Annotated in this window: 20 protein-coding genes, 3 tRNA genes and 2 pseudogenes; 7 read left to right on the forward strand and 18 right to left on the reverse strand. The window is 35.2% G+C overall.

The genetic code is table 11. The features are described 5' to 3' along the window. Positions 1-2: 2 nt before the first annotated feature. Together H5J24_RS18410 and H5J24_RS18415 are read right to left on the reverse strand one after the other, a co-directional pair. A complete protein-coding gene (locus tag H5J24_RS18410) occupies positions 3-1,085 on the reverse strand; it encodes an efflux RND transporter periplasmic adaptor subunit (protein WP_068940132.1) in 1,083 nt (360 codons plus the stop codon). Positions 1,086-1,234: 149 nt separating this feature from the next. After that, entirely contained in the window at positions 1,235-1,630 is a 396-nt protein-coding gene (locus H5J24_RS18415) for a hypothetical protein (protein WP_068939729.1), read from the reverse strand. A 615-nt stretch (positions 1,631-2,245) separates the two neighbouring features. Between H5J24_RS18415 and H5J24_RS18420 the strand changes: the two genes are divergently transcribed. Beyond that, a complete protein-coding gene (locus H5J24_RS18420) occupies positions 2,246-2,638 on the forward strand; it encodes a hypothetical protein (RefSeq protein ID WP_068939731.1) in 393 nt (130 codons plus the stop codon). Between the two features lie 35 nt (positions 2,639-2,673). Next, positions 2,674-3,105, forward strand: a complete 432-nt coding sequence (locus tag H5J24_RS18425; protein ID WP_068939732.1) for an META domain-containing protein — start codon at positions 2,674-2,676, stop codon at positions 3,103-3,105. Positions 3,106-3,121: 16 nt separating this feature from the next. On the opposite strand, the gene H5J24_RS18430 is transcribed toward H5J24_RS18425, so the two are convergent. The 9 genes from H5J24_RS18430 to H5J24_RS18470 form a co-directional block, all read right to left on the reverse strand. Then, positions 3,122-3,415 carry a SemiSWEET transporter gene (locus tag H5J24_RS18430; protein ID WP_232815760.1) on the reverse strand — a complete coding sequence of 98 codons (294 nt, stop codon included), beginning with the start codon at positions 3,413-3,415 and terminating at the stop codon, positions 3,122-3,124. A gap of 33 nt (positions 3,416-3,448) precedes the next feature. Then, positions 3,449-4,483 carry an NAD(P)/FAD-dependent oxidoreductase gene (locus H5J24_RS18435; RefSeq protein ID WP_068939736.1) on the reverse strand — a complete coding sequence of 345 codons (1,035 nt, stop codon included), beginning with the start codon at positions 4,481-4,483 and terminating at the stop codon, positions 3,449-3,451. A gap of 138 nt (positions 4,484-4,621) precedes the next feature. Next, the gene (gene porN / locus H5J24_RS18440; RefSeq protein ID WP_068939738.1) at positions 4,622-5,560 is read right to left on the reverse strand and encodes a type IX secretion system ring subunit PorN/GldN; all 939 of its coding nucleotides are present in this window, start codon (positions 5,558-5,560) and stop codon (positions 4,622-4,624) included. Between the two features lie 20 nt (positions 5,561-5,580). Then, on the reverse strand, positions 5,581-7,173 hold the full coding sequence (gene porM / locus H5J24_RS18445) for a type IX secretion system motor protein PorM/GldM (protein WP_068939740.1): 1,593 nt from the start codon (positions 7,171-7,173) through the stop codon (positions 5,581-5,583). 53 nt (positions 7,174-7,226) lie between these two features. Continuing rightward, positions 7,227-7,919, reverse strand: coding sequence for a type IX secretion system motor protein PorL/GldL (porL, locus tag H5J24_RS18450; RefSeq protein ID WP_065396532.1), 693 nt, complete (start codon positions 7,917-7,919; stop codon positions 7,227-7,229). A 57-nt stretch (positions 7,920-7,976) separates the two neighbouring features. Continuing rightward, entirely contained in the window at positions 7,977-9,401 is a 1,425-nt protein-coding gene (porK, locus tag H5J24_RS18455; protein WP_068939741.1) for a T9SS ring complex lipoprotein PorK/GldK, read from the reverse strand. Between the two features lie 108 nt (positions 9,402-9,509). Next, positions 9,510-11,363 carry a glutamine--fructose-6-phosphate transaminase (isomerizing) gene (gene glmS / locus H5J24_RS18460; RefSeq protein ID WP_068939742.1) on the reverse strand — a complete coding sequence of 618 codons (1,854 nt, stop codon included), beginning with the start codon at positions 11,361-11,363 and terminating at the stop codon, positions 9,510-9,512. 28 nt (positions 11,364-11,391) lie between these two features. After that, positions 11,392-13,008, reverse strand: a complete 1,617-nt coding sequence (locus tag H5J24_RS18465) for a DUF4270 family protein (RefSeq protein ID WP_082810973.1) — start codon at positions 13,006-13,008, stop codon at positions 11,392-11,394. A gap of 14 nt (positions 13,009-13,022) precedes the next feature. Next, positions 13,023-13,793, reverse strand: coding sequence for a glycogen/starch synthase (locus tag H5J24_RS18470; protein ID WP_068939743.1), 771 nt, complete (start codon positions 13,791-13,793; stop codon positions 13,023-13,025). 171 nt (positions 13,794-13,964) lie between these two features. On the opposite strand from H5J24_RS18470, the gene panC reads away from it, so the two are divergent. The 3 genes from panC to H5J24_RS18485 all read left to right on the forward strand — a co-directional run bounded on the left by panC (position 13,965) and on the right by H5J24_RS18485 (position 16,352). Further along, positions 13,965-14,813, forward strand: coding sequence for a pantoate--beta-alanine ligase (gene panC, locus H5J24_RS18475; RefSeq protein WP_068939745.1), 849 nt, complete (start codon positions 13,965-13,967; stop codon positions 14,811-14,813). 229 nt (positions 14,814-15,042) lie between these two features. Next, positions 15,043-15,387: an ISAon1 family transposase N-terminal region protein gene (locus tag H5J24_RS18480; protein WP_232815761.1), complete on the forward strand. Its 345-nt coding sequence runs from the start codon at positions 15,043-15,045 to the stop codon at positions 15,385-15,387. Positions 15,388-15,416: 29 nt separating this feature from the next. Beyond that, on the forward strand, positions 15,417-16,352 hold the full coding sequence (locus tag H5J24_RS18485) for an ISAon1 family transposase (RefSeq protein WP_185124649.1): 936 nt from the start codon (positions 15,417-15,419) through the stop codon (positions 16,350-16,352). 152 nt (positions 16,353-16,504) lie between these two features. Here H5J24_RS18485 and H5J24_RS18490 read toward each other — a convergent pair. From H5J24_RS18490 to H5J24_RS18500, 3 genes are all read right to left on the reverse strand, one after another. Further along, positions 16,505-16,577 (reverse strand) — tRNA-Lys (locus H5J24_RS18490). A gap of 58 nt (positions 16,578-16,635) precedes the next feature. Beyond that, positions 16,636-16,718 (reverse strand) — tRNA-Leu (locus H5J24_RS18495). Between the two features lie 35 nt (positions 16,719-16,753). Further along, positions 16,754-16,826, reverse strand: a tRNA-Lys gene (locus tag H5J24_RS18500). Between the two features lie 115 nt (positions 16,827-16,941). Between H5J24_RS18500 and H5J24_RS18505 the strand changes: the two genes are divergently transcribed. Continuing rightward, a complete protein-coding gene (locus tag H5J24_RS18505; protein WP_068939749.1) occupies positions 16,942-17,457 on the forward strand; it encodes a shikimate kinase in 516 nt (171 codons plus the stop codon). Positions 17,458-17,468: 11 nt separating this feature from the next. Here H5J24_RS18505 and H5J24_RS18510 read toward each other — a convergent pair whose 3' ends face one another. After that, positions 17,469-17,906, reverse strand: a complete 438-nt coding sequence (locus tag H5J24_RS18510) for an RNA-binding S4 domain-containing protein (protein WP_068939750.1) — start codon at positions 17,904-17,906, stop codon at positions 17,469-17,471. Positions 17,907-17,961: 55 nt separating this feature from the next. Between H5J24_RS18510 and H5J24_RS18515 the strand changes: the two genes are divergently transcribed. Continuing rightward, positions 17,962-18,693 (forward strand): hypothetical protein, encoded by a 732-nt coding sequence (locus H5J24_RS18515; RefSeq protein ID WP_068939752.1) that lies wholly within the window; start codon positions 17,962-17,964, stop codon positions 18,691-18,693. 228 nt (positions 18,694-18,921) lie between these two features. Here the strand turns inward: H5J24_RS18515 and H5J24_RS18520 are convergent. The 3 genes and pseudogenes from H5J24_RS18520 to H5J24_RS18530 all read right to left on the reverse strand — a co-directional run bounded on the left by H5J24_RS18520 (position 18,922) and on the right by H5J24_RS18530 (position 22,494). Continuing rightward, a pseudogene (locus H5J24_RS18520) lies at positions 18,922-20,438 on the reverse strand (FMN-binding glutamate synthase family protein). Between the two features lie 53 nt (positions 20,439-20,491). Then, positions 20,492-21,837: pseudogene (mtaB, locus tag H5J24_RS18525) on the reverse strand (tRNA (N(6)-L-threonylcarbamoyladenosine(37)-C(2))-methylthiotransferase MtaB). A gap of 66 nt (positions 21,838-21,903) precedes the next feature. After that, complete coding sequence (locus H5J24_RS18530) at positions 21,904-22,494, reverse strand: DUF1572 family protein (protein ID WP_068939758.1); 591 nt, start codon at positions 22,492-22,494, stop codon at positions 21,904-21,906. Positions 22,495-22,515: the final 21 nt, after the last annotated feature.

The raw sequence follows: 22,515 nt of genomic DNA on the forward strand, positions 1-22,515 counted from the left end.
CACTACTCTGCTTTTAATTTCAATGATTGAAGAACCTTTTTAGGATCCTGGAATTTTGTTTTTACTTTTTGATCATCCTTCACTTTCTGGACACCTTCCAAAAGAATCTGATCTCCTTTAGAAATCCCCGAGCTTACCACATACAGATCCGGCAGTTCATAAGCGATTTTAATATTTCTGGATTTTGCTGTCCCGTTTTTATCAATAACGAATACATATTTCTGATCCTGAATTTCATACGTTGCTTTCTGAGGAATAATAAGGGCATTGTGAACCGGCATAGTCATCTGTACTTTTCCCGTTTCTCCGTTTCTCAGAAGCTTATCTGGATTTGGAAACTTGGCACGGAAGGCAATATTTCCTGTCTCATTATCAAATTCCCCTTCAATCGTCTGAATTTCCCCTTTTTGCGAATACATTTCTCCATTGGCTGTAATCAGAGAAACCTGATTGCTTCCTCTGTCGGCTGCATGAGTCTGATAGCTCAGGTACTCCGGTTCGGAAACATTGAAATACGTGTAAATACTTGTATTATCTGACAATGAAGTCAACAAATCACCTTCATCTACAAGGCTTCCAAGCTTCAAAGGAATTCTGTTGATAATTCCTGAAAACGGGGCTTTAATGTCTGTAAAAGACAAGTGAATCTGTGCCAGCTTCATTTCAGCATTGGCTGCATCAAGCTTCGCTTTAGCCATTGCTCTTTCATTTTTGGAAACGATGTTGTTTCCAGCTAATGTACTGGCATTTTTCAGTTCAATAGAAGCCTGTTCTACTTCTGCTTTTGCTTTTAATAATTCTGCCTGATACAGCTTAGGCATAATACGGAATAAGGTTTGTCCTGCTTGTACATACTGCCCTTCGTCCACAAAAATCTTTTCAAGGAATCCTTTTTCCTGTGCGCGAACTTCAATGTTTTTGACCGACTGAATCTGAGCTACATATTCCTTGTTAATTACAGTATCCATCACTACCGGAGATGTTACCGGATAAGTGGTTGCTTCTTCTTTCTCCTCTTTTTTCTTATTGCAGCTTACAGCCAGTAAAAGGACGCTAAGCGCAATACCTGAGGCAACTCTTTTTATCATAATTCTAGAGTTTTATAAATCGTTAATGTTTTGAATAGAAATAGAATGGTAATAGAGAATTATACGAAGTGATGATTACCTGCATACACAACGCGAAGCATTCCCACCTTACAATCAGGTAGAAATTCACTGGAAAAAATGAAATTTTAAATTCTAATGGAACGGATCAGAATAAACTTTTTGGTGGCAAGACCAAGAATATAGCCATGAATATCCGACTTAAACTGCTTTTTGCTTTTTAATCCAAAAATATAGACCAGACTAAAAACTGCAGCAAAAACAATAATCGCCTGAAATACATCAGACAGCTGAAAATCATTTTCTGCAAGCTCTAAAGTTGAATTATCATCTATTGTATCCGAAGTCATCTGCTGAATAGAAAGCTTTTCATAAGTCTGATTCAGTTTATTGGCTCTTTTAGGAAGGTGCTGATGAGAAACCTGACCGGAATAGTCGTTACGAAGTGTTTTAACATTGAGTTTGCTTTCTACTACAAACAGCAGAAAAAGACCTGTTAAAAAATATACTATAAAGTTTCTCATTTTGAAGTTGCAAATGTACACTTAGATTATTATATCATCATAATAGATTAACAAAATTTAACGCTTCTTTAAATAACCTGAATTTGTAATTTCATCAAATCTCAAATACCATGAAAAACAGATCTTTATATATCTTTAATATCCTTTATAAGCAGAATAATACTACTAAGTTTCTACTTTTTCAAATGGGCTATGTCTCGTTTTTCGACATTTTATTTTAAGAAAATTTATGATTCATGGAAAATATCAACCATAAAAACTAAACTTTATCATGATTTCAAATTATTAATATAAGCGTATTGTTATTCTCTGAATTTTGAATTATTTTTGCCGGAAATTTAAACAACAAATGAACAACGAAAAATACTCCTTCTATCCAACTGAAAATAAATCGGTTAATAAAACAACACCAATTCCCTCAATTTCAAATTTCTTATTATAAATAATCAGTTTCTGTTTCACTGAAGAATGTTTTAAAAAAGAGCGGGCAAATCCCGATCAGTAAAAACAAAATGTTAGTTTATGAAAAATTAACACATATTTATTAAAAATATTTGTAATTTTATATAGTATTAACACCATAATTCATGAAACACTTTAAAATCACTTATCACTATGAAAAATTTATTAACAACAGTCCTTTTGGGACTGGCAGTTCTTTCCTCAACAGCGTGTAAACATCCCGGAAAAGAAGCTGAAACTGTTACCGCTGCAACCCCTGAAAATACAGATGATATTTCAAAAAATGTCTATGTGGACAGTTATGGAGAAAAAATAGAAGTCACCATAAACCGAACTAAAAACATAGCTACGGTACATTTAAACGGTAAAACTTATGACCTTAAAAAAAGTGAAGCTTTACCAGACTATACAGCCTCTAATGAAGAGTACCAATACTCTGAAATTAAGGGTAATATCACTTTTTTAAAGAAGAATGTAGATATGGTGTTATTTCATCTTAAACAGGCAAAAAAAGAAACAGGTCCTGCAAAAATGGCATCGTATTAGCTTATGTACAAACAGAAAATTTAAAATTAAAATTTATGAAAAGCTTGTATTACTATTTATCCGCACTTTTCCTAGCTGTATTTCTTGTTTCTTGCCAAACACAGACGGCACAGAAGCCTACCACAGATATTACTGGGAAAAAATGGAAATTAACTGAGCTTAACGGTCAGCCGATTGCATTAAAGAACCCCAAAAACAATCCTTATTTTACACTTGATATGAAAGGAATGAGATATGAAGGTCATGCTGGATGTAATGGATTAGGTGGTACTTTTGAAATCAAGCAGGATGTGATGAGAATCAAATTCAACCAAGGAATGTCTACTATGATGGCTTGTGAAGATCTTGATATCGAAAATCAGTTTACAAAAGCTATCCTTGCTGCTGACAACTATTCTGTTAATGGGAATACATTAACTTTAAATAAGGCTAGAATGGCTCCATTAGCGAAATTCGTTCTTGAATAAGAAAAAATAATTAGATTTAATATAAAAAGACGTCCTTGTATGGGGACGTCTTTTTTTTTTTATCGTATATTATATAGCAAATTAAAAGGCTTATATTCACCAAAACAGCAAATGAGTTTGATAAAATGATTGGAAGTTCATCTTTTACAAAACCATACCAAACCCATAGAGATAACCCTGAAATAAGCACCAAAAGCATAAGCAGGGAAATGTCTTCTACATTTTTTTCCCGAATCACTTTGATAAGCTGAGGAATCATAGATATAGAGGTGAGTACTCCTGCAATGATTCCTAATAAGTTTTCATCCATATATTTCTGCCTTTAGTTTATCTGCCAAAAAAGTTATTTAAATCTATTTAATGATACTTCTTCATGCAATGGAACTCCTTCCTCCATAAAGAGGAACAGATCTCTTGAGAAGTAACATCCATTCAGAATTCCCCTTGCACCCAATCCATTGAAAACATACAAATTACTATAGACTTCATGTCTTCCAATAATGGGTCTCCTATCTTTTACCGTAGGTCTGAAACCAAAATTAACCTCCTTCACTTCAAAATCATAAGGGTAGAATTCTGATAATCCATTGATTAACTGATTAACGGCTGATTCATCAATATGATGATGAAGCTGCTCCCGGTCATAAGTTCCACCATAGAAATAAAGCCCATTTCCCGTTGGGAAAAGGAAATGCTTCTTTTTAATGGTTATATTTTCCGGAATAGGCTGAGAGAGCTCAACTTTTATGTGATGTCCCTTATTCGGATTCACCGTAATTTCTGAAAAGTAAGGATTATCTCTCACTCCCATTCCTTCACAAAAAATAATATTTTTAAAATTAAAATCTTTATACGTTGATTCTGATGGATTCAATTTGGCATATTCGAACTTTTCACTGATAAGAAAACCTTTTTTTTCTAAATAATTAAATAAACCTGTGAAAAATCCACTAACATTCAACCTGGCAGACTGATTCACCTTTCCAGTAAGAAAATCGTTTTTTACTACATTTAAAGACTCGAATTTTTCATCCAAAAAGCCAGACAACTCTTCGTTTCCAGATTTTTTGAGCCAAAGATTCTGTTCATTTTCGTCATGAAAGATTCTGTGAATAGATGCATCGATTAAATAATTTTCTCCTGTATATGATTCTATTTCTTTAAGACTGCTCTTCAGAAAGTCAATTTGCTCCTGAGCTTTCCAGAATGTGGTAAACTTTTTAAGAACCACGGGATTAATTATACCCGCAGAAACCTGTGAAGCACTTTTTCTTCCCTCGGAAAAGACCACGAAGGACTTATTATTTTTAATCAGCTGATGGGCTAAAAAAAGCCCTGCATATCCATCTCCTACAATAATATAATCTAGATTTTTCATATGAGAAATTTCATTATTTAAAGGTTATATGCAATCGCCTATATCATTGATTATTGATTAGCAATAAACAAAGGGCGATTTCATAATAAAAAAACCTGAGTAAAAATACTCAGGTTTTGTATAAATATCAAGTGAAATTTAGTAATTCCACATATCATTTTCCATTTCTAGAATCTGCGACTTGATTCTGTCGCTTTCTTCTAACTGATCATCAGCATCTTTAGGAATATAATCTTTAATTGTACCATCTCCTAAACCGCTTGAAGATTTATAGATTACAGAAGAGAATCTTCTTGCATTGATGATATCATCAAAAGATAGGTCTGCAGAAGAATTTTTTCTATTGTAAACATAATTGTTTGCTAAAATATCTCTTGCATTCGGATAGAAAATCCAGAATAGGTCGATAAGGTCATCATTGCTTGCAATTGGCTTACCGTCTGGTCCTATAACTCCTTGTACTGCTGGGTCTGGTCCCATTGCTGCAATACCTAGAGGTCTGTATTTCATCTGTCCGTCTCTCTTATCTACGAACCACATACCCATAATTTTAAGCACTTTTACTTTCTCGGTAGTCGTCTTAAATACGTCAGTATATTCTTTTTTCTCCTGTTCAGTTAATTGTCTTCCTGAGTTTAGAATATCAATAGCGGCATCATTAATCGTAACTTTTTCTAATCTTTTCTGAATTCCTTCAGGAGAAAGCTTTACTGTAAAGTTTTCATCATCATACACCTGCTCAATTTTACCACTTAAAGCTGCATCTAACAATAACTGGTATAGAGATCTTGTAGGAGTAGAAAGAAGACCATCCGGATTATCATAGTAAAATGGCTGATTGATCTTATCATTCATATCGATGATTTCCCAAACAAACATACTCTTAAGGATGTCTTTATCTTCCACAAATCCATATTCAAGAGGCTTTACTGTTTTATCTATAATAGTATCACCAACTTTTTGTTTGTTCTCCGCTCTCATCTGTCTAAACTCTTCTGGAGAAGAAGCGTTCAGAATAGTCTGGGAAAATGCAAATCCCGAGACTAATACTAAAAGGGTGCTAATATATTTTTTCATAATAAATTACAATTTTAGTCCTATTGAACATTAATAATTATAGGAGTAATGTTTTTAATCTGTTGTCCTTCTAATCCTTGAGCTGTAGCTTTAATATCGAAGATAGATACAACATCTCCCGTTCTCAGATTTTTAATTAATCCAGCAGCTTCACTTAATGTATTTCCATGGATCAATAGTGCTGCTCTACCAGGTACTCTTACCATGAATTGCGTTACATTGAACGAAACTGGGAAATCGAAGTCAGGAATAGCAGCCTGTACAGATTGGTTAGGAATAGAAGTTGCCGGCATCGACAATACATTCTGTCCTCTCATCTGACCTTGAGGTGGCGGAACATTCTTGATTCTATATTCAAATACCTGAGATACTGTTTTTCCGTAAGGATCTACTCCAGATAATGTCAATTTTACAGTAGTACCGGTTGACGGTTTTACAATCCATTTACCAGGTCCTGTATTTCTTACTGTAGCTCCCGGAGCTGATAATGAAAGTTTAGAGTTGTCTGCACCTAAGATAGATCCTGACACAGGGTTCTCTAATCCTCTATACATTACATTCATTTTATCAGCAGAAAGTAATAATCCTTTTTCAAGTTTTACTTCTCTAGGTCCTGCGATAACGTTATAAGTATGCGTCCAAGGGAAAGATTGAGGCTTACCTGAAGCATCTGTTAATGTAATCGTTCCAGCGAGTTTATGTTCTCCGATACCTGCTCCAGAAATAGGAATGATACCTTTACCATTTTCCTGCTTGCTTACTCCGGAAATACTGATCTTATTACTATTAGAATAAGTACCTAGCATTACTTTTACTTCAGCCTGCTTACCAGCTTGGATATCTGTAGGTCCGGAAACGATTGGCTCATAGCTTGTAAATTTGATACTAGCATCCACTTTTTCCTGAAGCATTAGTGCTAATGCATCAGATTGTACGTTTCTGGCATCATTTTGGATAATTTCCAAATTAGATATAGCAGCAATTAATGGCTGATGATAAAATTTATTTTGGAACCAAGTTTTCTCATTTGGAGATTTTCCTTTAGGGTACTCTGCTATAAGAGACTTGTTTGCTCTATCTACTAAGTCTCTAAGCTGTTCATTATTACCAAAAGTTTTATTGATATAATCTCTTACATCATCAATTTTTGCTTTAAGATCCAAAGCATTTTTTGATGGTGAATTTTCATCTCCTTCTTTAAAAAAGTATTCCGTAGTAGCTTCATTATTGTTTAATGCTGCAAAGTTTTCACTTACGTCAATATCTTTTCCGGTTTTAGGATCTTTATCATGAAACTCTGATTGTTTTTTCAGTAAATCCTTGATATCCTGAGCATGTTTTACTAACGCATCAATTTTGGTTTTCAATAATTTATAATCTTCCCAAGGTTTTGCGTAAGTATCCGGAACCTGCTGAGCTTTAGCTTCCAGCGTTTTTTCAAAAATCTTTTCGTTCTTTCTTTCTGTTAAAGTTCTGGTTTCATTTAATGCTCTGGTAGAGTCATAATATGATCTGATGATTTCTGCATCGATGTTTAGGGCCATCATCGCGATGAACACCAGATACATCAGGTTGATCATCTTCTGACGAGGGGTCTGTTTTCCTTGTGCCATTCTCTTTTCTTTGTTTTTTGATTAAATAGTTTAAGTTCAGAAATGGTTAGGAATTAAGACTTCATAGCAGTTAGCATACCACCATAAACTCTATTTAAGTTATTAAGATTAGATGTTAAACCTTGTAGCTCTTGGTTGAATTTTTCAGAATGTTCAACTGATTTTTGCATGTCAGAAACATATTTAGTAGCAAATTCTGCTTGTTTCTTACCGCTTTCCAACTGCATAGCATATAATGCATTCATACTTTCCATATGCTGAGCAGCCTTGTTCAACTGATCGTTATATTTATGAGTAGAAGCAGAAACGTCAACAGTTTGGTTGATTTGATCTACAGAACTTGAAAATTTATCGATTCCTGTTCTTAGTCTTTCGAATAATTGAACATCTAATCTTGCATCCTCAAGCATTTTATCCAATTTAGTAGAAAGAGAGTTTTCTAGTTCAGCAAATTGGTTACCTGTATTTCTAGTAGTTACATTTGAGTGTAACGGGTTTGGGTTTGCATGTTTATCTAATAATTCAGGGTAAACATTTTCCCAAGCATAAGACTCTTCAGTTTTTGGAGGGTCGAAAGCGAAGATAATAAAGATAATCGCTTCTGTAATAAGCCCTACAGTAAGCGCTATATTACCGTTAATTGGTCCCAGAGTAATGTGAGTAATTTTAAGCCAAGCTCCAAGAATTACAATGGCAGCACCGAATGAATAGAAGAAATTCATCCAAGCATCTTTCGTCTTAAACATATTGAGTTAGTTTTTTTAATGTTAAATAAAATTGTATTGAAAAATAATTGTTTTGGTTTATTGTCTGTTAACTCTTCTTGGCTTAACAGCTGCTTCAGGAATGTCCTGTACAGTTCTAAATCCGATATAGCTTCTTGCTGAATCTTTTCTTTCCCAGTCTCTTGCACCGGTCATTAGCGCATATCCTATATCTTTCCAAGATCCACCTCTTACAGACTTCTTAGTATCCTTTTTATCTTTAGTAGAAGGATTTAATGTTGAAGAGAACCCATAAGAAGAGTTGTTATATGCAGATTCTGTCCACTCAGAAACGTTTCCAGCCATATCAAATAACCCAAATCCATTTTTCTTAAATTTCTTAACTGGAGCTGTATATGTATAAGTACCTTTTTTCTCGTCTTCCATATAGTTACCTCTCTTAGGTTTGAAGTTGGCTAAATAACAACCTCTATCATCCATTAAATATGGACCTCCCCAAGGGTAAGTGGCATTTTGCATACCTCCTCTTGCAGCATATTCCCATTCGATTTCTGTTGGAAGACGGAACTGCAATGGTCTTTGTTTTTTTCTTTTTAAACTTTCGTTATAGTCAGTTTTCAATTTAGATCTAAAGTTACAATAAGCTCTCGCCTGATCCCAGGTAACTCCTACTACAGGGTAGTTTTTGTAAGCCTTGTGCCAGAAATATTGTTCAAATAATGGCTCATTGTAAGCAAAGTGGAAATCTTTTACCCAAACCGTAGTATCGGGATAAATCGCGATACTTTGGCTTTTCAGGTAATTGGCTCCTCTTTCGTTATCTGCAAGGGCTGCATCCATATCTCCCCAACGGTACGTATACTTCAACTTACTTACATCTAAAATTCTTTCGTTTCCAATTCTTGAAGAAGCAGGCAGATACATAGATTCCAGAACTTCTGCGTATTCTACATCCGGGTATTTTGAAGTACTCCAGTGTAAAGGAATTTTCCAGTCTAATCTTTTGCTTGCATCATAAGTCCCATCTTCACGGCCCCCTTGGCCTTCCATATATTCTTGATAAGGTGTTAAATTTTCTTCTTTTTTAGCAAGATATGCATAATCTCCTATGCTTGCTCCTCTACGACCGCCTTCGTCACCACCTTCTCCGGCAGCTTCAGCGAGTAGAGTTCTTGCGATAGAATCTCTTACATAGTTGATAAATACTCTGTATTCTGCATTGGTAGTTTCTGCTTCATCCATGAAGAAAGAAGAAACAGTAACGGTCTTCAATGATGCTTTTTCAGGTGTATTTGTTGGATCCTGATCTGCTAAACCAGCAACAAATGAACCTGCAGGAATTGCAACCATTCCATATGGTCGTTCCGCAACAAATGATTTCGTTTTTTCTCTTGGTATCAATTCTCCTTTTGTTCCTGGCTTCCCTACAGAAGAGCTGCCACCACCTGAACAAGATACCGATGCTACCGACGCAGACAATAATAAAAGAAATATCCTTTTCATGTTAATTTTTATAATTAAGCCGTAAATATATAATTTTTTTAAGAAACTTTTAAGATTTATTTTGAAATAACGAAAGAAATCTAAATTTATTTTATTTACAACTAATTTTTATTCCACAGTTACAGATTTTGCCAAGTTTCTTGGCTGATCTACGTTGGCTCCTCTATATACAGCAATATAATAAGCAAGCAGCTGTAAAGGCACTGAAGCCACAATTGGAGAGAAACATTCTGAGGTTTCAGGAATTTCAATAACATAGTCTGCCATTTCGCTAACCTGACGGTCACCTTTGTTAACAACAGCTATAATTTTCCCTTTTCTTGCTTTGATTTCCTGAACATTACTCACAATTTTATCATAGTGTCCTTTTTTAGGTGCTATAATAACAATTGGCATATTTTCATCAATCAGAGCAATTGGTCCGTGCTTCATTTCTGCAGCAGGATATCCTTCAGCGTGGATATAAGAAATTTCTTTTAGTTTTAATGCTCCTTCTAAGGCAGCAGGATAGTTGTATCCTCTTCCCAGGTAAAGGAAGTTGGTAGCTTTCACAAAATCTTTTGCAATATTTTGAGTCAGCTCATGAGTAGCGTTTAATACTTCTTCAATCTTCTTAGGAATAGCATCAAGCTCTGCAATTAAGCTCATGAATTCAGCATTTCCTAAGTTTCCGTTATGCTTACCTAATTTAAATGCAATTAAAGTAAGGATAGTAAGCTGTGCTGTAAAAGCTTTTGTAGAAGCTACTCCAATTTCAGGACCGGCATGAGTATATGAACCAGCATCTGTAATTCTTGCTATAGATGAATCTACTACGTTACAGATACCATATATAAACGCTCCTTTCTCTTTTGCCAGTTTCAAGGCAGCCATTGTATCTGCTGTCTCCCCTGATTGAGAAATCGCAATCACCACATCTTTATCTGTAATAATAGGATTTCTATATCTGAATTCTGAAGCATATTCTACCTCTACCGGAATTCTTGCATATTCTTCAATAAGATATTCTCCGATAAGACCTGCATGCCATGAAGTTCCACAAGCAATGATAATAATTCTGTTAGCATTCTTGAACTTTTCTACATGATCCCAGATTCCCGCCATTTTGATAACTCCTTCATCTACAATAAGTCTTCCTCTCATTGTATCGTGAATAGACTTAGGCTGTTCAAAAATTTCTTTAAGCATAAAATGTTCATAACCGCCTTTTTCAATCTGCTCTAAACTCAACTTAAGCTCCTGAATCTCTGGTTCAATCTTAGAGTTCTCATTGATTGTTCTGATATCTACCCCATTTTCTAAAGAAATGGTAGCCATGTGTCCTTCTTCAAGATAAATAGCTTCTTTTGTAAATTCTACGAAAGGAGAAGCATCAGAAGCAATGAAGTATTCTTTATCTCCAAGTCCGATTGCTAAAGGAGAACCTAATCTTCCTACAACCAATACTCCAGGATAATCTTCATGAAGTACTGTTATAGCGTACGCTCCATATACTTCATTTAAAGCATATCTTACCGCAGCTGGAAAATCAATCTCCGGATTAAGATCCATAAAATATTGAATAAGGTTTACCAATACTTCAGTATCTGTTTCTGATTTGAAAGTAAATCCTTTTTCAGTAAGCATTGTTTTAATGGTATCATAATTCTCAATAATACCATTATGTACTAATGCTATTTTTCCATTATTTGACAAATGCGGGTGGGAATTTCTGTCACTTGGAACTCCATGGGTAGCCCAACGGGTGTGTCCCATACCAATTTTGGCTGTTCCTTTTAATTGCTTCGAAATATTCACCAAATCCTCCACTTTACCTTTTGTTTTTTCTACTTCAAGCTTATTGTTTGAACCTTCTAAAACAATTCCGGCACTATCGTACCCTCTGTATTCCAGTCTTCTAAGACCGTTAATTACGATCTCATAAGCATCCTGAAAACCTGTATATCCTACTATTCCGCACATATGTATTTTGTCTTGTGTTTATTGTGTTTTATTTATTATTGGCTGTTGAATAAGTAACCTTAAGCTGGATTCTTCTTGGATTCTTTTCGGTCTTATCTGTTCCGACAAGAACTACTCTATTCATATCAGTAGCTCTGGTTGTATATTTTGGTCCGTAAATACCTCCCTGAGGATTTTTCACAAATGCTCCTAAATTAAGATATAGCACATTATCTGCTGCCGCTACTTCAGGCTTTTCAACCATATCTTTAAGAGTTTGTGTAACTACAAAATCATAGTATTCATATTCAACACTTTCCATTGTTGTCTTCCCATAATAATACATTGGAAACCCTTTTAGCATATCTGCTGTAAGCTTAAGGTCCGAATCTTTATCAGTAGAAGAATTTGGTAGAAGAACAAATTTACGATCGCCAGCCACAGACTGAGCATTAGCGAATGTTTTATCCTTATCAACAAATACTCTGATTTTAGCCCCTACAATACCTGCTTTCTTTTCATTAAATACTTTTTTCAAGCTTTCAATGGTAGATTTCTCAATTTTTAATCCTACAGAAGGACCTCCCATTCCCTGAATGAAAAGAGATGCATCACCATTTGTTGTATTGGCGTTTGCCACTGCATCAGCAACAGGAGCTGTTCTCGTATATTCATACAGTCCTAAATGAGCATTTTGACCTCCTAAATCAAAAGCAAGCTTTGACTGTGATCTGGTTACTGTACCATTATCTGTTTTATCAGATTTATAGTACATAATAAGCTCTGTATCATTAGGAGCAAACTGTATAAGATAACCATCTTCATTTTCTACTGAAATCTTAATTCCATTGAAATATCTTGTAAAATTAGCAGCATCCTGAAGTACAGGCTTACCTTTTTGATCAAGAATTTTTTTCTGAAAGTAATCTTTATCCAGGTTCATTCTAAAGCCTAGCTTTCCATCAAATACATTAGTATTATCTGATTTTTTGGTAATTGATACAGTACTTACATTTCCGTCAAAAATAGCGGATCCAAGTAATTGATCTGTTTTAACCGGCCCACCAGAGTATGTGAACTGTTTTTGGCTTGCATCTATGAACTCAGCTACATCATGAACATTAATTTTCATAGATTTAAAACTTCCATCCGTTTTACCATATTTACGAGTTGGATATGTTTTCTTTTCTATTGAAACAGTAACCTTCTCGTTACCAACAGGATAATTATCTTTATCATAAGCAGCAGGTGCTACCACCTTATCAGCTATATAATATGTATCATCGGCTGTATTTACAGGTGTTCTTAGCACTAATACAACAGAATCCACTTCCGGCTTATCTCCAAAATCAAAGCTGGCTGGCATCCTCAATTGGGTAACATAAGATGCTTTCTGCAATCCAAACTGATCATCTTTGAAAGCTCCTAAGACAGCCACAGCAGTTCCTCCTGTAGAAAAAAGTCTTGCTCCGTCACTTTTGATAGAGTCTTTATTACCAATATTATAAGCAACAACAGGATAGGAAGTTTCACCTCCTATTGCAGCATCTTTGTCAAAAAGCTGTTGACCAAGAGAATCCGGGTCTGGTTCACAGTTATAAAGAATTGCACTTCCGAAAACCGCCAATAGAAGCATGGCGAAAGTTCTTTTAAGAGTATGAGTCATTAAAAATGTGTTTTTTAATAAAGTTGATTTATAGAATCTACGTCAAGATACTCCGACTTTTGAGTCGCTGTTTCATTGAAAGCCTTATCCAGATCTTCATCCAGGAATTCATCTCCTTTTACAACAGTATCTACATAGTTCATACTTTCGATAACGAAACTTTTGATCGTTGGGTTATCTAACGCTTTTAGTCCTGAAATATTATCAAACTTCAGCTTTTCATCGATCTTTTTATCAAGTTCAGCTTCTTTCTCATTATATAAGGAAAGAACAATTTTAGCATCCTTGAAATAAGTATCTGATTCGTAGTAGGTCTTAAGATAAATTGGAACAAATGAAGACATCCATCCATTCAAATGAATAACATCCGGAACCCAGTTCAGTTTCTTGATGGTTTCAATTACCCCTCTTGCAAAGAAAATAGCTCTTTCGTCATTATCGTCGAAAGGATTTCCTTCATCATCGAAATAATATTGTTTTCTTTTGAAATATTCTTCATTGTCTATAAAGTAAACCTGAAGTCTTTCCCCCGGAAGAGACGCTACTTTAATAATAAGCGGCTGATCCAGATCATTGATGATAATATTCATCCCTGAAAGACGAATCACCTCATGAAGCTGGAATTTCCTTTCACTGATTTGTCCAAATCTTGGCATAAAAACTCTTACATCATTGCCTTCATTGTGCATCTTAAGCGCCATTTTGTTTACCACAGCGGCCATATTTGTATCTTCCTGGTATGGATACATCTCTGTAGTAATGTACAGTATTTTTTGATTCGGCATAAACTTTCTATCTAATTTTTGTAAAAATGCTTTAATGTGCAAAATTACAAAAAAACATCCAACATTATTTTAATTAACATTTTTTTACGAAAATTCCCTTTGCCAAATTGGTAAAAACACATTTTATTATATGATATTTTTAGTATTTTTGAATAAGCATTAAAATAAACTATGGAAGTTATAAAGAACAGGAAAATCCTTCAGGATTTCATTGAAAGACAGAAGGAAATGGGAAAAAGAATTGGCTTTGCCCCTACGATGGGAGCTCTGCACAAGGGGCATCTTTCCCTGTACGAAGAAGCAAAAAAGGAGAATGACCTTGTTATTTCTTCAATTTTTGTAAATCCAACTCAATTCAACAACCCTGAAGATCTTGAAAAATATCCAAGAGATATCAACAGAGATCTCCTTATTCTGGAACAGTCCGGATTGGTAGATGCTGTTTATATCCCGGAAGTCTCTGATATCTATCCTGAGAAAACAGAAAGCCAGCACTATGATTTTGATGGATTGGAAAATGAAATGGAAGGAAAATCGAGACCTGGACACTTTGATGGTGTTGGAACTGTTGTAGAAGAGCTATTCAGACAAGTTCAGCCTGATAATGCTTATTTTGGAGAAAAAGATTTCCAACAGCTGGCTATTATTAGAAAAATGGTTAACAAAAAACATCTTCCGGTTAAAATAACAGGAGTTCCTATCTACAGAGCAGATAACGGACTGGCACTAAGCTCAAGAAACCAAAGACTTCACGAAGACCGTAAAGAAGCTTCAAAAATCATTTATGAAACTCTAAATAAAGTAAATGACTGGTTCAGAACCGTCAGCATCCCCGAAATCAAGGAGAGAGTAAATGATATTTTCGATAATCAGAAGGGAATGCAATTGGAGTATTTTCTGATTGCAGATGAGAACACATTACAGGAAACGGATTTCTTCTACAAAGACAGAAAATTCAGAGCCTTTATTGTAGTTGTTGTAGATGGCGTGAGATTAATTGACAATATGCACCTAGATTAGCATTCATCCTCAAGAGATGATTCTTAATAAAATAAAGCTCTGATCATTCATGGTCAGAGTTTTTCATTCGAATTACTCTTATCCATATTCTCTTTTTCCGAGCCTACGCATACAAACTGAATTTGCAATGGAAGGATGAGACCATTTCTTAGAAATAGATTGAAAAGAAAGTAAAAACGGATCAGTCTCAAAAGTTGGGGGGAATGTTAAGTTGGTGTATCTTTGAATTATGTTAAGCGATCACGAACTTCTTAAATTACTACTTCCAGAATTTTTAGTTGAAAACTTTGATATCCTCAAAGCAGAAGAACATAATGGTGAACTTCATATCTATTTTGAAGAAAAAAACAGTATTCCACAAGAATTTAAAGAACGGCAGTTGGAATCAAAGGGTTTTCTCGCTGAGATTATTGTTGATGATTATCCATTACGGGGTAAAATCGTAAAACTCCATGTGAAAAGAAGAAGATGGACCGATAAGTCATCAGGAGAAATCCTTCAAAGAGATTGGCAGCTTGTATCGAAAGGCACCCGCATGACTAAAGACTTTGCGGGTTTCTTAAAAAAAAATTAGCAGATACTAAAGCTCTTCCCCTGAAGGTCATCGCAGAGTTCTTTGGAGTTAAGGCAAAGACTTTTCAAAGACAATATAAAAATACACTCAGCCAATACAAAGACTGGAAATACAGAGATCATGCAGATCAGTGGGTTGTTTATCCTGACAATCTTTCAGATTCTTTATCTTTAGATGAAGTGGCTTTATCTGATGGAGAACTTTATACAGTCCTTACCTCTAAGAAAGCAAAAGGACAAAAAGGTAGTATTGTGGCTATTATAAAAGGTACTCAGAGTGATTTTATCATAGAGCATCTTTTGAAAATCAACAGAAGGCTTCGGATGATGGTAAAAGAGATTACTTTGGATATGGCCGGTTCAATGAAGCGTATTGCGAAAAGATGCTTTCCCAATGCCTGCCTGGTGGTAGACCGTTTTCATGTTCAAAAGCTAGCGATAGAAGCTCTGCAGGAAATCAGGATCAAATATCGTTGGGAAGCTATTGAAATGGAAAATTCTTTTGAAGAGCAATATCCTGAAAGGCAAGTCTTTGAAAACGGAGATACCCGGAAACAACTTCTGGCAAGAAGCAGATACCTGCTTTATAAAAGCCGGGAAAAATGGACTTTATCCCAAAGGCAGAGAGCCTGTATCCTTTTTGCTGAATATCCTGATCTGGAACAAGCTTATCAGTTAACGGATAAACTTAGAAAAATTTATAATCAGAATATTTCAAAATCTATTGCGATGACTAAGCTGGCGCATTGGTTCAAAAACGTTGAAGAAGCCGGATTTAAATCGTTTTCTATCTTAAGAAAAACAGTAATGAATCATTACAGAGATATTTTAAACTTCTTTGATAAAAGAAGCACTAATGCTTCTGCTGAATCTTTTAATGCGAAGATCAAAAACTTTAGATTACAGCTTAGGGGTGTAAAAGACAAAACTTTCTTTCTTTTCAGATTAACCAAACTTTTTGCTTAGCCCCCAACTTTTGTACCTGATCCGTAAAAACATCTTTAATCCATTTTATATGTCAGTTTAATATAAAAAATCAAAGGCCTCCGGAAGGAAGCCTTTGAAACACCAAATCACAAAATATTAATATGAAAAAAATTTACTTTTCAGTAAACTTGTGACCCGGCTGGGATTCGAACCCAGGACCCATACATTAAAAGTGTATTGCTCTACCAGCTGAGCTACCGAGTCGGCCACAATTAGGAATAAATATAAATAAATATTCTCAATTATAAAATTTTCTTTGCAGTGCCTGCGACTGGACTCGAACCAGCACATCCTTAGGAAACCACCCCCTCAAGATGGCGTGTCTACCAATTTCACCACGCAGGCAATAAAATTACAAGATTCGTAATTATTATTGCTAGTGACCCGGCTGGGATTCGAACCCAGGACCCATACATTAAAAGTGTATTGCTCTACCAGCTGAGCTACCGAGTCGGCCACTTTATCAACAAGTTTTCATTTAAGTAATGTCCCTTGTTTTAAGTGGTGCAAAGATATGACTTTTTTCTTTATCTCAAAACTTTTTCGCAAATTTGTTTAAAAAAAATTCATGATAATTTCACTCATTGGTTATATGGGAAGTGGCAAATCCCACATTTCCAAAATATTAAGCGATAAAATAGAGTTCAAACTGATTGATCTTGATAAAGAGATTTCAAGAAGGAATAAATTAACCATTCCTGAGATTTTCGAGAAAAAGGGAGAAATTCACTTTAGAAAGCTGGAAAGAGAGGCTCTTGAAGAAATATTAGCCTCTGAAGAAAATGTAGTATTAAGCCTTGGAGGTGGAACTCCTGTTTACTATAATAATATGGAGATCATTAATCATAATTCTAAAAGTGTTTTTTTAAGAACTTCTATAGGAACATTGGTTGAAAGATTGTCTAAACAAAAGGAAAAAAGGCCATTAATTGCTAATATTTCCAATGAAGACCTTCCGGAATTTATTGCCAAGCATTTATTTGAAAGAAATCAGTTTTACAGCAAAGCACAATTCACTGTAGGTACTGATGCCAGAGAACCTGAAGATATTGTTAACGAAATAATAGAAAAGCTCTATCACTAGAGCTTTCTATTTTAATCTTCATTTTCGGTTTCATCATCTGTTTCTCCGAAGAAATCATCCCAATCTGTAAAATCAGCATCAATATCGTTGCCTACATAGTCATCCATATCTCTTCGGTCTTTCTTCGTAGGCCTTCCCTCTCCTTTGTTTCTGTAATAATCCTGAGACATTTTACGAAGTTTTAGTAATTCGTATTGTTCTTTATCCGTAACATCCTGTATGTGTAAAGGAACCAATTTGGCTCCAATTCTGCTTTTAGGAATCTGAAGCACCTTTATTTTATAATCAATCTGATTCTTACGTACCTTGATAACATCCCCTTCTTTTACCTCCTTAGATGACTTTACGGCAGATGTTCCGATAGAAACTCTATTCTTTTTAATCTCCTCAGCTGCAATACTTCTTGTCTTATAAAAACGAATGCTCCACAAAAATTTATCTATTCTCATATTTTTTTATACTTTTGCCGTTATATTATTTGTAAAGTAATTAAAGTTTTTTGAAATGAAAAAAATATTTTTATATATCCTTGCCGGATCTTTGTGTCTTACTGCTTGTAAAAAAGATGATGAAGTAGAAACTTATAAGGAGCCAGAAGATATCAATGTACAGAACACTTATGATGATCAGGCGATTACAAAATTCCTAGATGATAATTATCTGGATGCGCAAGGGAATATAAAAGCCTTCAGTGCCACTGATACTTCTGATGATAATGAAAAGAAATTATCACAATTGAAAGTTGAAAAGCTTCCTTCAGGAACAATTTATATCATGAGAGATGGAGCACAACCTGCTGCAGACAATGGGAAAGTAATTGCTACGGATGATATTATTAAAATAATGGGTAGAGTTTATACTTATCTGGCTATTGATAATAACGGAACTACTGTATTTTCTGCCAAAACTCAGTTTTTAAATACGATAGATGATACCACAATTCCTTTCGTTGATCCTGCCTATTACTATGCAAAGAAAAGTGTAAGAGAAGCTAACAAACAAGAAAGACCTTACTTTGAGATATCAGGATTCAGAGAGGCATTACAAAAGTTTACAGCTTTTAAAGATATACCCAATTCAACGCCTTACAACCTACAGGGTGTAATTATTGTTCCATCAAGAGCTGCCTTTGCAAGAAATCCTCATTATCCTTACTTAGGAACCTCTTATAGAAATAAATCATTTGTTTTCAATTTCCAGATTTATGGAACTGAAACAAGAACTACTGATAAATAAATATAAACCGCCCAAAACAGGCGGTTTTTTTATTTGGCTATTTAGTTTTTAAACTAATCATATCAAACAATATTATCAAATTGAAAATATCTGCTTCCATGCAAAAAACTTTTGGAAGTAAATGATATTATCTATCCAATCTTAGACATAAAAAGTCAGACTAGAATATACTAATCTGACTTTTTTATTTATTAAGCAGCTTTTAAAAGTGCTTATTTTCCTCTATTATTAAGGCCTTGCTTTCTGCTTTACATTTCCTAAAATATCAGGGAAGTAAAGGTCTGCTAAGTGATCAAATTCATCTCCTCTCATGAACATTGTGGCATCTACTTCTTCATAAGAACCTCTTCCTGCTGCTGCAATCAGCTCATTGCAGGTGTGAAGGGTATTTTTATGAAAATGATATACTCTTTCTGCCTTATCCGTCACATCTAATCCTTTAATAAGCATCTTATCTTGTGTAGCCACTCCTGTCGGACAGTTATTTGAATTGCATCTAAGCGCCTGAATACATCCTAAAGAGAACATAAATCCTCTTGCATTGTTACACATATCAGCTCCCATAGCTACCGCCCTTAAAATATCTAAACTTGTAAGTACTTTACCACTGGCAATTACTCTCAGTTTGTTTCTAAGATTATAGTTATTAAGAGTTCTGTTGACAAAGATCAGAGCTGGTTCCAAAGGCATCCCTACTCCATCTGAGAATTCCGGTGGTGCAGCACCCGTTCCTCCTTCAGCTCCGTCAATCGTGATAAAATCAGGATAGATCTTCAATACATTCATTTGTACACAGATGTCCTCAAATTCTTTTGTATCTCCAATACAAAGTTTAAATCCAACAGGTTTTCCTCCTGAAAGTTCTCTCAGTTCCTGTACAAACCTCAACAACCCGGCAGCATTTGAAAATGCGGTGTGCGATGGTGGTGAAATAATAGTCATTCCAGGTTTTACATGACGAATCGCTGCAATTTCCGGTGTATTTTTCACACCTGGAAGCACTCCTCCGTGTCCTGGTTTTGCTCCCTGTGATAACTTGATCTCAATCATTTTCACATTAGGAAGCGTTGCATATTTAGTAAATAATTCAGGATTAAATTTTCCTTCTTCATCACGGCATCCAAAATATCCTGTACCAATCTGCCAGCATAAATCTCCTCCTTCCAAGTGGTGAGGAGAAATACCTCCTTCACCTGTATTGTGAAAGAAATTTCCTTTTTAGCTCCTCTGTTCAGTGAAATCTGAGCTCTGTCACTTAGTGCTCCAAAACTCATTGCTGAGATATTAAATAAAGAAGCGTGATAAGGTTGCGTACACTGTTCTCCCCCTACCCAGACTCTTGGAAGCTCTTCTGATGGAGATTTAGCATAAATGGAATGCTTAATCCCTTCATATTTTCTGTGATTAACTTCCAACTGTGTTCCAAAAGCTACTGTATCACTAAGATTTTTAGCACGTCTGTATACTGCAGAACGCTGATTTCTAGGGAATGGTTTCCCATCTGTCTCCCTTTCAATGAAATATTGCTGCATTTCAGGTGAAATACTTTCGAAAAAATACCTGAAGTACCCCAGTACCGGGAAATTCCTCAGAATAGCATGTTTCGATTGATAAGCATTGTAAACACCCAATGCATAAATAGCGGATAGCAGCGTCGGTATCCAGTAATGCGCTTTTATCAGTAGTGCTATAATCCAGGTAGCAACTACTAATACAATTCCCCAAGATAAAAACTTATCTCTCATGAATGTAGTATTTAAAGTTTAAAAATAAATTTAGTGGAAATTTTGCAAAGAGCCTATGCTTTTGCTAAAAAATTTTGGTAGGAAGATTGCACAGAAACTGTGCCATCTGACAGGATTTTTTCTAAATTTAGAAATTCGATTTGATTGATGGATGCAGGATCAAAGTCTTTCTGGACTCTCACATAGTTTTCTGTGAAGCCAAACATTTTCCCATCTTTATTTTCATGCTCCCAAAGTACAGGAAGCGTTTTTCCAAGTTGAGCCTGATAAAATGCCATTTTTTTCTTTTCAGAAAGAATTCTCAGCATTTTATTACGTTTTTTTCTTTCAGCTACCGGCACAACTCCTTCCATTGCAGCGGCTTCTGTATTCTCTCTTTCAGAATAAGTAAATACGTGAAGATAGGTAATAGGAAGTTCATTAAGGAAATTATAGGTTTCCATAAACAGTTCTTCTGTTTCCCCGGGAATCCTACAATAACATCTACACCAATAGCAGCGTCAGGCATTACCTCACGGATTTTATTGACTCTGTCGTTGTACAATTTGGTCAGATAACGACGTTTCATTTTTTTCAATAAATCATCGCTTCCTGATTGTAACGGGATATGAAAATGCGGAACAAAGCTTCTGCTTTTAGAAACCAGTTCTATACTTTCATCTTTTAAAAGATTAGGTTCAATGGAAGAAATACGGATTCTTTCGATCCCGTCTACTTTATCCAGTTCTGAAATAAGATCCAGGAAAGTATGCTCATGTCGTTTGTTTCCAAACTCACCTTTACCATAATCACCGATATTTACTCCGGTAAGAACAATTTCTTTAATGTCTTTTGCTGCAATTTCTGAAGCATTTTTAAGAACATTTTCGATGGTATCTGAACGAGAGATTCCTCTTGCCAATGGAATGGTACAGTACGTACATTTGTAATCACACCCGTCCTGAACTTTCAGGAATGCTCTTGTTCTGTCTCCAATTGAATAACTTCCGATAAAGAAATCGGTTTCTTCAATTTCGCATGAATGAACGATTCCCTCATTATCTGATTTCTCCAAATCATCAAGGTAACTCAGAATATTAAATTTCTCCTTAGCTCCTAAAACAAGGTCTACTCCTTCAATCTGTGAAATCTCTTCAGGTTTCAGCTGTGCATAGCATCCAACAATAACCACCAATCCATCAGGATTAGCTTTCATTGCTCTTTTTACGTGAAGCTTACATTCACGGTCAGCATTTTCAGTAACTGAACACGTGTTGATTACATAAATGTTTGCCTTCTCATCAAAGTTCACCTTATCATAACCTGCATCTGTTAATTGACGGGCAATAGTAGATGTTTCTGCAAAATTTAATTTGCAGCCAAGTGTGTGATACGCGGCAGTTCTTTGAAAAGCAGACATGTGTTACTTCTGAATTTTATGGGTGCAAAGATAGTAATTTTAATAATAATTCAAGATTGATTCAGTCTATTGTTTATATTCATCCCTTACTTCGGGGCTGTTTTGGAAACATACAGATGATGAATTGGCATTCGGTTCTGCTTTTAGAAATTTGTTTTTCATTTCATTATTAAACTCCTGCGATTTGTTTCTGGCAATAGAAAGTGTACTCCAATCTTCATTTTTAATCATTTTAGCGATATAAACAATCTGCCCAATATGATATGGATAATGAGCTAATTGTCTAAAAACGGCATCAATAACAGGATGTCCTTCTCCCCTGATGTAGATCGTAGAATAAAGATTCTCATCATTAATTTGATGTAAAGCATCAAAAAAACATGTCCAACCTTTCTCCCAAAATGCAAGAACCTCATCTTTGGTTTTAAAAGTATTCACAAATTCTTCATCTCGGTGACGCCAGGATTTTTCACCATCTTCAGTAAGAAAATTGGTCCACCTAGACAACATATTTCCTGCAAGATGATGCACAATAACTGCAATGGAATTACTTTCTTCATTATACTGCCAGAAAAGCTGGTCCTCTGATAATTGACTAAATGATTTATCTCCAAGGGATTTATAGTATTCAAAGCGTTTTACAAACAGGTCTATCATTCTTTCTATTTTAATCACTAA

The organism is Chryseobacterium capnotolerans, from assembly GCF_021278965.1.
In the GTDB taxonomy this organism is placed as follows: domain Bacteria; phylum Bacteroidota; class Bacteroidia; order Flavobacteriales; family Weeksellaceae; genus Chryseobacterium; species Chryseobacterium capnotolerans.

What these genes read in the sequence shown, in the direction of transcription:
- H5J24_RS18515 (WP_068939752.1), top strand. Translation starts at nt 17,962, where the DNA reads ATGAAAAAAATATTTTTATATATCCTTGCCGGATCTTTGTGTCTTACT.
- H5J24_RS18510 (WP_068939750.1), bottom strand. Translation starts at nt 17,906, where the DNA reads ATGAGAATAGATAAATTTTTGTGGAGCATTCGTTTTTATAAGACAAGA.
- H5J24_RS18430 (WP_232815760.1), bottom strand. Translation starts at nt 3,415, where the DNA reads ATGGATGAAAACTTATTAGGAATCATTGCAGGAGTACTCACCTCTATA.
- porN (WP_068939738.1), bottom strand. Translation starts at nt 5,560, where the DNA reads ATGAAAAAATATATTAGCACCCTTTTAGTATTAGTCTCGGGATTTGCA.
- glmS (WP_068939742.1), bottom strand. Translation starts at nt 11,363, where the DNA reads ATGTGCGGAATAGTAGGATATACAGGTTTTCAGGATGCTTATGAGATC.
- H5J24_RS18530 (WP_068939758.1), bottom strand. Translation starts at nt 22,494, where the DNA reads ATGATAGACCTGTTTGTAAAACGCTTTGAATACTATAAATCCCTTGGA.
- panC (WP_068939745.1), top strand. Translation starts at nt 13,965, where the DNA reads ATGGAAGTTATAAAGAACAGGAAAATCCTTCAGGATTTCATTGAAAGA.
- porL (WP_065396532.1), bottom strand. Translation starts at nt 7,919, where the DNA reads ATGTTTAAGACGAAAGATGCTTGGATGAATTTCTTCTATTCATTCGGT.
- H5J24_RS18505 (WP_068939749.1), top strand. Translation starts at nt 16,942, where the DNA reads ATGATAATTTCACTCATTGGTTATATGGGAAGTGGCAAATCCCACATT.
- porM (WP_068939740.1), bottom strand. Translation starts at nt 7,173, where the DNA reads ATGGCACAAGGAAAACAGACCCCTCGTCAGAAGATGATCAACCTGATG.
- H5J24_RS18415 (WP_068939729.1), bottom strand. Translation starts at nt 1,630, where the DNA reads ATGAGAAACTTTATAGTATATTTTTTAACAGGTCTTTTTCTGCTGTTT.
- H5J24_RS18435 (WP_068939736.1), bottom strand. Translation starts at nt 4,483, where the DNA reads ATGAAAAATCTAGATTATATTATTGTAGGAGATGGATATGCAGGGCTT.
- H5J24_RS18470 (WP_068939743.1), bottom strand. Translation starts at nt 13,793, where the DNA reads ATGCCGAATCAAAAAATACTGTACATTACTACAGAGATGTATCCATAC.
- porK (WP_068939741.1), bottom strand. Translation starts at nt 9,401, where the DNA reads ATGAAAAGGATATTTCTTTTATTATTGTCTGCGTCGGTAGCATCGGTA.
- H5J24_RS18420 (WP_068939731.1), top strand. Translation starts at nt 2,246, where the DNA reads ATGAAAAATTTATTAACAACAGTCCTTTTGGGACTGGCAGTTCTTTCC.
- H5J24_RS18480 (WP_232815761.1), top strand. Translation starts at nt 15,043, where the DNA reads ATGTTAAGCGATCACGAACTTCTTAAATTACTACTTCCAGAATTTTTA.
- H5J24_RS18425 (WP_068939732.1), top strand. Translation starts at nt 2,674, where the DNA reads ATGAAAAGCTTGTATTACTATTTATCCGCACTTTTCCTAGCTGTATTT.
- H5J24_RS18465 (WP_082810973.1), bottom strand. Translation starts at nt 13,008, where the DNA reads ATGACTCATACTCTTAAAAGAACTTTCGCCATGCTTCTATTGGCGGTT.